The 12,180-nt window shown below is 51.1% G+C and carries 13 protein-coding genes and 2 tRNA genes; 3 read left to right on the top strand and 12 right to left on the bottom strand.

All coding sequences use genetic code 11. The annotated features are described in order from the left end of the window. The first annotated feature begins 269 nt into the window (after positions 1-269). From DESU86_RS12725 to DESU86_RS12715, 3 genes are all read left to right on the top strand, one after another. Positions 270-425 (top strand): hypothetical protein, encoded by a 156-nt coding sequence (locus tag DESU86_RS12725; RefSeq protein WP_179981381.1) that lies wholly within the window; start codon positions 270-272, stop codon positions 423-425. Positions 426-428: 3 nt separating this feature from the next. Next, positions 429-653, top strand: a complete 225-nt coding sequence (locus tag DESU86_RS12720; RefSeq protein WP_179981380.1) for a hypothetical protein — start codon at positions 429-431, stop codon at positions 651-653. Positions 654-1,053: 400 nt separating this feature from the next. Beyond that, positions 1,054-2,094: an IS481 family transposase gene (locus DESU86_RS12715; protein WP_072312028.1), complete on the top strand. Its 1,041-nt coding sequence runs from the start codon at positions 1,054-1,056 to the stop codon at positions 2,092-2,094. A gap of 54 nt (positions 2,095-2,148) precedes the next feature. Here DESU86_RS12715 and DESU86_RS12710 read toward each other — a convergent pair whose 3' ends face one another. From DESU86_RS12710 to DESU86_RS12655, 12 genes are all read right to left on the bottom strand, one after another. Beyond that, positions 2,149-2,658, bottom strand: coding sequence for a potassium channel family protein (locus DESU86_RS12710; RefSeq protein ID WP_179981379.1), 510 nt, complete (start codon positions 2,656-2,658; stop codon positions 2,149-2,151). Between the two features lie 4 nt (positions 2,659-2,662). Further along, entirely contained in the window at positions 2,663-3,967 is a 1,305-nt protein-coding gene (locus DESU86_RS12705; protein ID WP_179981378.1) for a TrkH family potassium uptake protein, read from the bottom strand. 122 nt (positions 3,968-4,089) lie between these two features. Further along, positions 4,090-4,350, bottom strand: a complete 261-nt coding sequence (locus DESU86_RS12700; RefSeq protein ID WP_179981377.1) for a hypothetical protein — start codon at positions 4,348-4,350, stop codon at positions 4,090-4,092. Positions 4,351-4,608: 258 nt separating this feature from the next. Then, positions 4,609-4,995, bottom strand: coding sequence for a protein MobC (locus DESU86_RS12695; RefSeq protein WP_179981376.1), 387 nt, complete (start codon positions 4,993-4,995; stop codon positions 4,609-4,611). Between the two features lie 137 nt (positions 4,996-5,132). Then, the gene (mobV, locus tag DESU86_RS12690; protein ID WP_232088429.1) at positions 5,133-6,410 is read right to left on the bottom strand and encodes a MobV family relaxase; all 1,278 of its coding nucleotides are present in this window, start codon (positions 6,408-6,410) and stop codon (positions 5,133-5,135) included. A gap of 225 nt (positions 6,411-6,635) precedes the next feature. Beyond that, positions 6,636-8,435, bottom strand: a complete 1,800-nt coding sequence (locus tag DESU86_RS12685) for an AAA family ATPase (protein WP_232088370.1) — start codon at positions 8,433-8,435, stop codon at positions 6,636-6,638. Continuing rightward, positions 8,428-8,646 carry a helix-turn-helix transcriptional regulator gene (locus DESU86_RS12680; protein WP_179981374.1) on the bottom strand — a complete coding sequence of 73 codons (219 nt, stop codon included), beginning with the start codon at positions 8,644-8,646 and terminating at the stop codon, positions 8,428-8,430. Before DESU86_RS12680 ends, DESU86_RS12685 begins: the two co-directional genes overlap by 8 nt. A gap of 123 nt (positions 8,647-8,769) precedes the next feature. Further along, a complete protein-coding gene (locus DESU86_RS12675) occupies positions 8,770-9,771 on the bottom strand; it encodes a hypothetical protein (protein ID WP_179981373.1) in 1,002 nt (333 codons plus the stop codon). Positions 9,772-9,907: 136 nt separating this feature from the next. Then, positions 9,908-10,099 carry a hypothetical protein gene (locus DESU86_RS12670; RefSeq protein WP_179981372.1) on the bottom strand — a complete coding sequence of 64 codons (192 nt, stop codon included), beginning with the start codon at positions 10,097-10,099 and terminating at the stop codon, positions 9,908-9,910. 27 nt (positions 10,100-10,126) lie between these two features. Beyond that, entirely contained in the window at positions 10,127-11,461 is a 1,335-nt protein-coding gene (locus DESU86_RS12665) for a tyrosine-type recombinase/integrase (protein WP_179981371.1), read from the bottom strand. 182 nt (positions 11,462-11,643) lie between these two features. Further along, positions 11,644-11,720 (bottom strand) — tRNA-Glu (locus DESU86_RS12660). Positions 11,721-11,731: 11 nt separating this feature from the next. After that, positions 11,732-11,806, bottom strand: a tRNA-Gln gene (locus DESU86_RS12655). Between the last annotated feature and the right edge of the window lie 374 nt (positions 11,807-12,180).

The following is a 12,180-nucleotide window of genomic DNA, read 5'->3' as shown; positions in this document are numbered from 1 at the left end:
GCCGCGTTGCAAAAATCCGTGCTGCCCTGGTGAGTCAGCTCTCTTGCCCGGTTATTCGCCATGCCCGGAAGTTGGCACGTTGGAGAAATTTTTTGAGGTAGTTCGCGAAGAGCGCCGCCTTTGGTTGGAAATGCCTGCAAGCCCTGGTCATAACCCTGTGCATCGTGACGGGCGCGATATTCAACGGCTGGGGCCTGTTGACCCTGGCCGAGAAGAAAATCACGACTTTGCACCGGGAAATAACCGCGCTGTCAGAACGGAAAGATTCCATGGAAGCCCAGAGCGCCCCGCTATGGGCCACTTTCAAGGGGCTGGAGCCGTATCAGTCGGAGGGCAAGGACTATCTGCTGACACCGGAGGGCTGGACAATCACCCACGGAGGAACGCTCGGCAAACAGAAAGCCTGGAGAATAGTGAGGAAATAGACCATGACCGAACTGGAGCGCACTCTCAAAAACACCTTGCTCACCTTGGAACAGGAATTGAATGCCACCCAGAAAATGCACGGCACATCCCTGGTCAACCACCAGCGCAGCTTGGAGAGCCACGCCCAAACCATTCGTCAGCTACAGGAGAACGTGGCCAGTTCCGAGTCGAACAACAGGAATCAGTGCGGCACTTGCAACGCGTTAGCGATATACATGCGAACTTGAAACCGCTCTTGTCGCGTTTGAGCGCCTTGTTGAACGCCAAATAGAACGATTGCGGGCACAGGGGAGCCAACGCAGCCGTGGGCCGGGGTTGGGGAGGTAAGCCATTTCGGCACAAGTTTGGTTTGGGGTTATGGGACAATGCCCGATAACGCCTTTTGGTACCCAATGAGCAGCAGCTTATCGCCTCGCGCGAGCGGTTGATGCGGGTCTGGCACAAAAACGTACTCAGCTGCGTTTGCTGGACAGATTGCAGCCACCAAAAGACCGTTTGTGTCTCTCAATTTAAGTGAAGTAGTCGCGATTTGATCTGACAGTTGTCCCTTGAAAAGCGAGGGGAACTCCGTTTTGATGGAAGTGTAAACGTACCATCAACCGGGCACAGCGCCCACGGAGTTTCCCCATGGAAAGTTTCAATCAAAACGTCATCAAACACAAGACCGGACTTCTCAACCTTGCTGCCGAACTCGGCAATGTCTCCAGAGCCTGCCGCATCATGGGCTTTTCCAGAGATACCTTCTACCGGTATCAAACAGCACGAGACGCCGGAGGCGTTGAAGCGCTGTTTGAGGTCAGCCGCAAAAAGCCCAACCTGAAAAATCGCGTGGAAGAGGCCACGGAACTGGCGGTGTTGGATTTTGCGATAGCCTTCCCTGCTCATGGGCAAGTGCGGGCCAGCAACGAACTGCGCAAAACCGGCGTATTTGTGTCGCCGTCAGGGGTGCGTTCCATCTGGTTGCGCCATGACCTGGCCTCAATGAAGCAGCGCCTGAACGCCCTGGAGAAGAAGTCCGCTGAAGAGGGCATTGTGCTCACCGAAGCCCAGGTACAAGCTCTGGAGCGTAAAAAACACGACGATGAGGCTTGCGGCGAAATAGAAAGCCATCATCCCGGATATCTCGGCAGTCAGGACACATTTTACGTCGGCACCATCAAGGGCGTCGGCCGTATTTATCAGCAAACCTTTGTGGATACCTACTCTAAGTGGGCGGCTGCCAAGCTCTACACTACCAAAACACCCATCACCGGAGCCGACCTGCTCAATGACCGGGTTTTGCCATTCTTCACTTCAATGGAAATGGGCATTATCCGCATGCTGACGGACAGGGGCACAGAGTACTGCGGCAGACTGGAAACGCATGACTACCAGCTTTATCTGGGCATAAACAACATAGAACACACCAAGGCCAAGGCGCGGCATCCGCAGACAAACGGCATCTGCGAACGTTTCCACAAGACCATCCTGCACGAGTTTTACCAGGTTGCCTTCCGGCGGAAACTGTATAACTCTCTGGAGGAACTGCAGGCCGATCTGGATGTCTGGATGGAACATTACAACATCGAAAGGACACATCAAGGGAAAAAGTGTTGCGGCAGAACGCCATTGCAAACACTCCTTGACGGAAAACAGATCTGGAAGGAAAAGGTCGGACAACTCAACTAACCTGACAATCGGAACCATCAAAACGGAACCGACTGTCAGATCAAGTCTGAACTACTACAATTTAAGCTCCGCCAAAGACTTCCCTGTCCATTTGTCTACAATAAGTTCCTGGATGAGCACTCCGGTACCAATTGGAAGCAGGTCCAGCATCCCAGGGGTGTTCAGGCGATATGCCACTTGGGTGGCTACGTCTATTTCCGGCTCAAGCACCCGTCCTACGCCTAGTTTGCTAAGAACTTTACGGTGAGCCGCGCTTACCGCTTTTACCAAAATATCTTTTGCTCCTATCTCTTGAAGGTTCAAGGTGATCAAAATGGAAGAATCCATTGTGCTCCCTACAGATACCGCAACAGTGTCACAGGATTGAAGCTTCAACTGGTCCAGAGCTGTTTTGTCGGTAGCATCCGCCACATAAGTCTGTGGAAAAATATCCTGGACGGCATGCACACGTTGAGGATCAATATCTACTCCTAGTACATTATGACCCAACTCTGTAAGCACGATGCCCAGTTGCCTGCCAAATTTTCCCAGGCCGATAATCCCGACTTCCAATGTCTTTTTCATGTAATTACCCTATTGGGATTGATTCTTCAGGATAGGCATAAGCGATTTCTGTATGGAATTGCTGAATGGTCGTTATCAGCCACACCGGGCCGAGCTTGCCTATGAACATAACAAGACAAAGAACAATTTTTCCCCAGTCAGTCAACAAGGGGGTAATATTGAGCGATAATCCTGTTGTACTGAACGCCGAAACTACTTCAAAAAATAAACTGAAAAGAGGAATACGTGCGGCGCCATGATGCGTCAGCCCGTTTTCCGTAATAGCCAGGAGAAATGTTCCCATGAGAATTGTTAATATTGCATAGTAAAACAGCAACATCGCATTATTGCGTATCTGGCTGTTCATAGCCCTGTTTTGGATAACGGCTTGCTTTCTTCCTTTGAGCTGTGCAGCCAAGCTCGCCAAAAGGACACGAAACGTCGTGGTTTTAATTCCGCCAGCTGCCGAACTCGGTGATCCGCCAATGAACATTAAAAATACAGTCATAAGCAGCGTTATATCTGTAAACCCTACCAGATCCGTAGTTGCAAACCCGGCCGTTCGGCTGGTTACTGTTTGAAAGCATGCAGTAAGAAAGCGTTCTCCAAGTGAGGCATCGCTCCATATTGTATTGCCAAGCTCGGACAGAAATATAAATATGCTGCCGGAAGCGAGCATTCCTATGGTCGTTGTTATAACTACCTTGCTATAGAAGCTCAACTTTTTGCTTTCTGCTGTGGAAAAAAGATTATAGTATCCGCTTTTTTTGCAGCTATGCTGCACTTTTTCCACTATCTCATTTATGACAAAGAAACCAAGCCCGCCTATGACAATAAGAAGCATTATGACGATCTGAAAACTCCAACAGTGGCGTAATGGTATCAAACTATCGGGCCATGGGGCAAATCCCGCATTGCAAAAAGCTGAAACCGCCAAAAAAAGCGCGTCAAACGCCGTCACTCCTTTGGGAGAAAGCAATAAGAGAAAAATAAAGCCGATACATTCAAAAGCAAAAACAAAAAATACGATTCTTTTTATGAACTTTCGTAAGCTGAATACGTTGCTGCAGACGATGGATTGCTGCACAGCAAGCCTGTCTCTCAACGATATATTCTTACCGATAATATAAAAAATGAGCGTGGTGTAAGTTATTATGCCAAGGCATCCAAGCTGCATTAGAGCAATAATTATCCATTGCCCGGCAATAGTAAATTCTGAAAAAACGTCAATTGGCGATAATCCCGTGACACATACGGCAGAGGTCGCGACAAAAAAAGCGTCAACAATGCTGACAGGCTTGTTTGCTGAAAAAGCCTCCAGGCTCAGCAAGGTACCCCCTATCAGAATGGCCAATAAAAAAGCGATTATTGGCAAAACAAATGGAGTGAGATAATGACGTTTAAAGTACTGTTGCATATCTTTGTAATTGTATAATAAAATTAGTGTCTTATTTATTCTGTTGCATGTGGCTTGTTGGGCCGTGGGGCCGGTAGTCTATGGGGTTCAAGCAGAGGCGTCGGCTTGACCAGCAAAATGTTGTTCTTCCCTTCGTACCAAAGCTGGGTGACAGCCAGCAGCGCCTCGTAGGTTTTGCCGAGCGAACCTTCGTCACAAAGAATGACGCCTTTCAGGTAGGAAGAGCGCAGAGCGAATTGCGCGGCGGGTAATTCCGGATGTCCGAAGACGCGAAGGTACCAGCCTGTCGCGGCCATAGGCGTAGGCCGACAGCTTGCGGGCCTTGTAGATGGCGTGAAAAGGCGTAAGTAACGCCGTTTTTCGTGTTGGACATTGGTGCTCATGTCCGAAAGGTATAACGCGGTGACCGGATATTTTCTATAGTCTGTGAGGGCAAAATTTGGCGGGGTTCAATCTGTGATTCAACCAATTGTCGTGACAGTGTAACGACAGACACGGCCCCTGGAATGTCCAAGGGCCGTGTCTGTCGTTGTCGGAAAAAGAGCGGAATGCCGCTACAATTCATCCAGCGGCATGTCCGGTGTAACGGTGAATTGTCCGCTACTCACCCTGGCGGACTTCTCCGGTTGCGACATGGGCGCGGCCTTTTCCGTCTGCACGGGCGGCGGGGGTGTGTCTTTTTTCTTGTCCTTACCGCGTCTGAACTCGTTCAGGTATTTTGCCAGTGTGGGCGGCTTTATCTCAATGCCTTTCTCATGGAGTTTTTCGGCAATCTCTTGGGTATCGAAGCCGCGTTTTTTCATCCGTTCCAGTGTCGGGGCCAGGGCGAAGATTGTTTCTTTCACGGTCAGGCTGCGGTTGCCGTCCAGAGTGACTTTGGCGGGCTTCATCCTGGCAAGCTCCAATCCGATTTCCTTGACCTGGGCTGCGGTGATATTCATGCTTTTTCTCTCCTTTATTGTGGCGGGGCCATACCCCGGATTTTGCTTTTGGCGGTCGAGCGGCACGTTCGCCCACACTTCGCGGAGTGAAGTATAGTGGGCTATACTTCTGCTCCCCGCAAAGATTCAGCGCGGACTCAACGGCCCATGCCCATACCGCGCGGCCTCCGTTCCAATGACTGCGCTCTCTGCTGTTCGCGTTCTGCCCGCTGCCGCTCAAGCTCTGCGGCTTTTTGCTGCTCAAGCTCTTTAGCTTGGCGCTCTTTATCCGCTTGCTGCTGGCGCTCCTGCTGTTTGATTTCTTCGAGCAGCCGTTTTTGCTCTGCCGCTTTCCGTTGCGCTTCCTGCCGCTGCTCCCGCTCGTATTCATCGCGCATCATACTGGCGTCTGTATTCCAGCGGAAAAACTTCTCGGTTTCTTCCAGGCGGGCGAGAAGGTTCTGATTGGTGTTGTTCAAACTTCGGATGCTCGCGTTGATTTTCTGGCGTTCTTCGGCATGCTGCAGTTCAATGCCAAGAACTTTGTCGTGTAGCTCCTTGGCTTGGGCTTGCAATTTCTCGTTATCGGCTTTCAGCTTTTCATTCTGCGCGTCCACGATGCCCTTTGCCGCCAATGCCTTTTTCTGGTGTTCGATTATCCCTTGGGCAGCTTCCAGCACGGATTTGAAATTGAGCATTGACGCCTTGGGAATGTCCGTTTGCTCGGAGAGCATTTTTTCCGCTTCCTGGGCTTGCCGTTCAATGGACTGCAAACGCTCCTGCAATGCGGACTCCTCCCGCTGGCGCTGTACCAGTTCAGCGTTCACGGCCTGGGTTTCTTTTTCCAGACTATGAAGCGCCTCCTGCTGCTGTTTGAATTCACGAGTGTTCAGATGTTTTTTCTTCGCTCCCGGCTCCTGCTCGACGCCGCGCTGCAAATCAAACCCACTGCTTTGCAGATGCCGGGGCAACTCGGTTTGCAGCTTTTTCAGACTTTCCCGTGTGTAGATTTCCTTAGCGTTCAGTCGGCCGTCCGGCGTCACCGGAACATGCAGGAAGTGCATGTGCGGCGTTTTTTCATCCATGTGGACCATTGCGGAAATGACGTTTTCCGCGCCGACAAACTCCGTAAGGAAGGCTTTGCTTTCCTCAAAGAAACGCCTGGTTTCTTCCGGGGGGAGCTTTTCAAAAAACGCGCTGTCAGAGGACACGATGAGGCCGCACATATGCACGGCGTCTTTCCGCACGGCCTTCACCAATAAGAGGTCGTCAATGCGATTCTGGATGGCCTCGGCGTAGTTTCCAGAGGCGGATTCGTGCAGATCGTAGTTGTGGCCGCTGCGCTCATAATCAATATCCGGGTTGGAATGACTTTCTCGCTCCCGGTTGTTGTGGCTCTGGATGCCGCGCACAGCTTCTTTTTTGAATTTATCCATGTGTAAAACGAGATAGGACATAGTTGGACTTCCTTGTATCACTCGCTCTCTCGCTCTTTATGCGGCGGGAAAGCGGTACATTTTTTCATTTTTTGTGGTACAGCAGTTGCAAACTTCGCTGGACATAGTTGCACTTCATTGGATTACTAATACGAGGAATATTGCCGATGTACCGCTGTACCGCCCCTTAGGGGGTGATACAGCGATACACCTGAAAACGGCGGGTCAATTTCCTCCGTCCAGTTTCTTTTTCAACCGCTGGATTGCGCCCTTGGACTTGCCCATTTCCTCGGCGCAGTCGCGGATGCTGTAACCCTCGCTCAAAAGACGCTTGAGTGTTTCCAGTTCCACGTCTTCCAGCACTTTTATCTGCCAGTGCAGGGCATTGCCCTCCGTCACCAGATTGGCCTCAAAGGGCTTGGCATCATCGCCCAATACGCTCCGCGCTTTTGTCAGATGGACTTCAAATCGTGCGCCCTCGGCCATGCTGTATTCTCTGGGCCTCCGTAGACTGATTACCGTGTCCATAATATCCTCCCTGGCGCTGGTGCCGCGCTGGTCGCCGGATTTTCCGGCATGGTGAATAAGGAGCACGGTTATCCCTCTGCGGCGCAAGTCCAGCAGCCACGACTGCATGACTTGCCAGGATTGCGCCTCATTTTCTTTCCCTGTGCGGCACAGGGTTGCGATATTATCCAGCACAACCATGTCCACGCCTTTCAGATACGGTTCCAACGCTAGTTGTCCGCTCATGGTGGATAAATCCGGCATGGGGCAGGGCTGTAAATCCGGCGTGATGAGCGTCAGATTTTTTAAGGCATGGGGCGGAACCGCCATGCCGCTGATAAGAGCGGCAAGACGGCTCTGCATCGCTGTAGCGGGCATTTCTCCATCCACATACAGCGTCCGTTTGGGGGTGGGAGCACGCCAGTCGAAAACAGCCCCGCCGGATGCCACGGCCACGGCAACGCTCAAGGCCACAAAGGTTTTGCCGATGCCACGCGGGGCATACAAAATGCCTATGCCTTGTACCGGGAGAACGGGCGACAGAAGTAACCCCCGTTCAGGAATGGACATGGAAAGAAACTCCCCCATATCCAGAGACACCAGGGCGGGGGCGCTGCCGACTGCGGCGGGATGGTTTTCAGACGCTTCCAACTGACGGCGGACTTCCTGTAGGCCATCGCTTTCGTGCAAATCGTTGAAGTCCGTTCCGATTCCCAAGGCAAAGAATGGAAGAACGAGCCGGGCCAGCGCCGCTTGAGCGGCCTCTTGCCCTTTGTTGCTGCCCGCTTCATCATTGTCACCGCAGATGAGTATGGATTTGTCTGGAAACGCATTACGCACAGCGCCAGCCACGATTGGGAGATTGTTTGCAGAAAACGCCACATACACGGTGTAACCACAAGCAAGGTGAATGCTGGCTCCGGTGGCGTAACCTTCGCAAACGGCAACAGCCTTTTCCGGCTTGCCCTGAATGACAAAATGCCCGCCGTGAACTTTGCCGCCAGTAAGGAAACGCTTTTCCCCATCCGGCGCTATGCGTTGCAGCGTTTGCACGTTGCCGGAAGCGTCTTGTACGGGAATAAGCAAAGTGCCATTTGGGGCTTGTCGCACAGCCCCAAGTGGCGGGATGCCTTTACGCTGCAAGTATGGATGCTCCGGGGAGCAGGGAATGGAAGCGTTTAGCTCGCTCTGCGCTTTTTGCGCCGCCGCTGCCTGTCGCCGTGCAAATTCATCCTCACGTTGCTGTTTTACGATAGCTTGCCGCTGCCGTAATGCCTCCTTTTCCGCTTGGGAAAATGTTCTTTCCTCGGTATCGGTGAACGTTCCTTGCTCTACGCTCTCCCAGTTGCACCACCAGAGTGTCGCAGGGGTGTCCAGATGGGCGATATACGCGCCGTTCTGCTTGTTGGGCTTGGCTTGGGTGGGGCAACGGTGCAGTTTGCCGTCCGCAATGATTTCAGCCGGTATCAGCCCTTTGCCGTTCAGAACATCACGGAAAGTTTGCAGGGCGTTACTCATTGTCTGCCCCCTGCTTGCCAAGGTTCTCTATAAACGCGTCGATGTCCTCGGCTTTCCAGACAGTAGTGCGGGGGCCGATCTTGATGGGTTGGGGAAAGCGTCCGGTGCGGCACCCCTCCAAAAATGAGCTTCTGCTGATGGAAAGGCGAGCCAGAACCTCTTTAATACGGAGTAGCCGCTTAATGGATGATTCAACTTGTTTCTGTGACATAAAAAGCCTCCTAAGTTTTTATTGAACTTAGGAGGCACTAAAGCACTAAAAACACTGAAAAACCGGGAGTGTAGGCTGGGAAATATCGGGAAAATCCGGGAAAAACCGGGAATGTTGGCAAAATTATTCTGTGTAGTAGCGTCCTTCTGCCAGTTCCAAATGCTTCCGGGCGTGTTTAGCTCTGGCGCTGTCTGTAATGCCTTCTCCGCGCAAAATAGTTCCGATTTCTGTTATGCTTTTGATGCCCACCCAATAGTGGAGAGCATAGGCGATTGGAGCATCTTCCTTATACCCGGCAATCCGCATATCGTTACAGACTTGTTGCCCTGTCTTTCCTTCCCATAAAGAGCGGGGAATGAGAATCATACCCTCTTTTTGTCCATGCTCCGCAACTTCGGGCAGGGTATTCGGGGGCGCTTCCTCCCCAACGGACGACGGAATATGCGTTTCGGTAATTATATCTGATTGTTCGGGTTCGGGAACTGGCGGCATTTTTTGTGCAGCCCTTTTGATAACAAACTCGACCATCTTTTCCGTGATGCCTTTTACTTCCTTGACGAAAGGGAAGCCCCGAATAACAGACCAGTAGTGAATGGCCGATAGATTATTCACGGCAACCGTATCGGGGAATATATTTAACAGAACATGGGGAGCAGAAAGTTTCAGGTCAATGTTTTTCACCCCTTCTACCCTGGTGATGCTGGCAATATTTTTCTCCACCAACTCAAGATGATAAAAGAGAAATGTTCTGTCAGAATCATTTACAGCGGATTTACTGTCATACGTTGTCTCGACTATGTAATCGAAACCACTTTCTAAATCCTTGAAAGATATGCGCCGTGCCATTTCATAGAAAAAATCGACTATCCATTTTGCATATGTTTCTGTTGGGAAGTATTTTTCCGGTATCTGGTGGGTTTCAGGGAAAGGCGGATTCTCTACCTTGTAAAGCCGGGAGCATTCAGCGGCGGGATATTTCCAATAAGAGGAATACGCCTTTTGCCACAGTTCATAGGGAAAGACGCCATCAGGGGATAGGTAGTCCAGGAGTTCTTGAGGTTCATATTCGCCCAGGCCGTATGCCTGTTTGACTCTGAACAAAGGTATTTTTTGCGGCTCAAACATGGATTTATCAGTACAACAAAGGCCACAGATGGGCAATAAGCAGAAGGGCGGCGCGGTTTTTGTGAGCGGCACCCCAAAGAAGTGCCGCGCTGCAAAAATCCGTGCCGCCCTGGTGGGTCAGCTTGTGTTTGCTCGATTAGCTATACCACGCCCTGACCATATCAAGGCCATCGTAGCCGAATTGTTTCATATGCTCTTTTTCTTCTTCGCTCCAGCCGGTATCTTTGACGGTGATTTGAGCATTTTCCGGTATTTCCCCAATGGAAACGGTGAGTTCGTTTGTTTCGGCAGAATCATATTCTATTGTATCAAGTTGGTATTCAAACATATTTCCTCCTGTATCACTGTTCTGCCGTCAAACGGCTATGCAATCCACTTGTTCAGTGCTGTCATGCTCACTGGATACTTGCTTTTTTCTTTTCCGGGCCTTGTTTGCCTGAACATGCAGCCAGTCTGCGTATTTTTGTACCACTTGCCTTCTCATTCTAAGATACTTGGCGTGGTTATAGGCTTGTGACACTTCATTGCCGATATTATGGGAAAGCTGCTTTTCAACGGCCTCAAAATTGTAACCAAGCTCGTTGCCGGTCGTTGAGAACATGCCTCTAAGCCCGTGTGTGGTCAGTTCGCCCACGGAGTAGCCCAAACCTTCAAGAATCAGCTTGCGTAGCGTTTCAGGAACTATATGGAGGTTGCCCGCTCCGCCGGGAAACATATATTCAAAGTCGCCGGTGATTTTGTGAAGCTCGGTCAAAACCTTCAACGCCTGTTCACTCAATGGACATTCATCGTTTTCAAGGCCGGTTTTGGTGTTTTCCGCATCTTTTCGCCAAAGTTTCTGCTCAAAGTCAATCTCGGTCCATTTGCCCTCGCAGACTTCGTGAGGCCGCTTCATAGTGTATAAAACCAGCCATAAGCCGTGGATGGTGTACGGAAGGGCTTTCGTTCCCTTGTACTTGGGCTTGTAATCTTCCAGGCGCACAACAAAATCACCGATGGCCGCTGGTTCCACAAGGGTGGCGTGGTGCTTGGCCTTTACCCGCTTCTTGCGGTATCTGCCCAAATTTTGCGCGACATTCGGGAGGCTTTTGTCGTGCAGCTCCGCGTATTCGTAGAGCTGCTTCCAGACACCCGCAACTTTTTTCGCCTGGGCATGTTTTTCCGATTCGGTGAGCAAGCGTATGCAGTCTTCGATCACGGCATGGGTTATATCCCTAAGTTTCATGTGGCCGTAAGGTTTGACAATATATTTCTGCGCCCTGTCGCTCTTGGTCTTGATGGTATTTTTTGACCAGTTGGGGTCGCTTTTGAGCCACTTTTCGACATACTGCTTTACTGTCCAGTGTTGCGGCGAATCGGGTGGCGCGGGGGTATCGGGGTTTCTTTTTTGAGCTTTGGCTTTTCGCGCCATTTGAGGCGGAACAAAGAGGGCGGGGTGAAGCCCCTGGTCGAGATGGGCGCGGAAGGCGGCGTTTAATTGCCTTGCTTCCGCCAGAGAGGTATCGGGAAAAGCGCCGAGCGTTTTATTGTTGGCCTTGCCTTCCCAACGGAAGCGGGCAATCCATTTTTTCGTGCAACCCTTCCTTACGGACGGTTCGACGTGAAGCTCCAGGGCTTCGCCGTCGCCGTAGGCTGCTTTTTTGTCGGTAGCCTTTACTCCCTCAACGAATTTGACAGTGAGTTTTCCCATGTGAAGCTCCAAAAAAAACGTGAGTAGGTATTTGCTTTGTAGCAAATTCCTACTCACATTTCAACTCACATCGGCGCTGGACTGAAGCGGATAAATGCGGACCTACTCACACATTTTTGGCTTCAAAGTATTGCTATTACAGCGACTTAAAAAACTTCCTCGAACCTCTGTGATAAAAGTTTTGGCGTCCCCAAGGGGATTTGAACCCCTGTCGACGGCGTGAAAGGCCGTTGTCCTGGGCCGGCTAGACGATGGGGACGCACTGTGTGTTGGCTGGGCTGCAAGGACTCGAACCTTGATTAACGGAGTCAGAATCCGTCGTCCTGCCAATTGAACGACAGCCCAACACGAAGAGTGTGTATATGTGATGGTCGTTCGACTGTCAAGCAAGAATTTTAAAAAGCTAATTTTTCTTGCCTACTGTATGGATAAGTATACCTCCGTCTGCCCTTCCGGCATGGCCCGCCAGATGATGAAAATCCCGTTCAGCGCGGCAAAAAAAACGAACACAGCCCTCGGTGCAATCCACCGCCCAACACACCATTAGAGCAATTTCACTTTGAAATGGCTCTGGCGGATGCGGGGGCAGACGCCTGCTGCGGAGGCGTAAGCGCATCTTCAGCAGTTGCCCGCAGGGCTTGCCTGAACCGTTGACGGAAACGTTTTATGGGACAGGACGGCATCGCTACGGATAAAGACAGCACGCTGTATATTTGCGT

It is taken from the genome of Desulfovibrio sp. 86, from assembly GCF_902702915.1.
Taxonomy (GTDB): Bacteria; Desulfobacterota; Desulfovibrionia; order Desulfovibrionales; family Desulfovibrionaceae; genus Desulfovibrio.
This window is presented reverse-complemented; position numbering and strand designations above follow the sequence as displayed.

Excerpts from the sequence above, each read along its gene's own strand:
- DESU86_RS12675 (WP_179981373.1), bottom strand. The coding sequence starts at position 9,771 with ATGTTTGAGCCGCAAAAAATACCTTTGTTCAGAGTCAAACAGGCATAC.
- DESU86_RS12695 (WP_179981376.1), bottom strand. The coding sequence starts at position 4,995 with ATGAATATCACCGCAGCCCAGGTCAAGGAAATCGGATTGGAGCTTGCC.
- DESU86_RS12725 (WP_179981381.1), top strand. The coding sequence starts at position 270 with ATGGAAGCCCAGAGCGCCCCGCTATGGGCCACTTTCAAGGGGCTGGAG.
- DESU86_RS12700 (WP_179981377.1), bottom strand. The coding sequence starts at position 4,350 with ATGGCCGCGACAGGCTGGTACCTTCGCGTCTTCGGACATCCGGAATTA.
- DESU86_RS12685 (WP_232088370.1), bottom strand. The coding sequence starts at position 8,435 with ATGAGTAACGCCCTGCAAACTTTCCGTGATGTTCTGAACGGCAAAGGG.
- DESU86_RS12665 (WP_179981371.1), bottom strand. The coding sequence starts at position 11,461 with ATGGGAAAACTCACTGTCAAATTCGTTGAGGGAGTAAAGGCTACCGAC.
- DESU86_RS12710 (WP_179981379.1), bottom strand. The coding sequence starts at position 2,658 with ATGAAAAAGACATTGGAAGTCGGGATTATCGGCCTGGGAAAATTTGGC.
- DESU86_RS12720 (WP_179981380.1), top strand. The coding sequence starts at position 429 with ATGACCGAACTGGAGCGCACTCTCAAAAACACCTTGCTCACCTTGGAA.
- DESU86_RS12680 (WP_179981374.1), bottom strand. The coding sequence starts at position 8,646 with ATGTCACAGAAACAAGTTGAATCATCCATTAAGCGGCTACTCCGTATT.
- mobV (WP_232088429.1), bottom strand. The coding sequence starts at position 6,410 with ATGGATAAATTCAAAAAAGAAGCTGTGCGCGGCATCCAGAGCCACAAC.
- DESU86_RS12670 (WP_179981372.1), bottom strand. The coding sequence starts at position 10,099 with ATGTTTGAATACCAACTTGATACAATAGAATATGATTCTGCCGAAACA.
- DESU86_RS12715 (WP_072312028.1), top strand. The coding sequence starts at position 1,054 with ATGGAAAGTTTCAATCAAAACGTCATCAAACACAAGACCGGACTTCTC.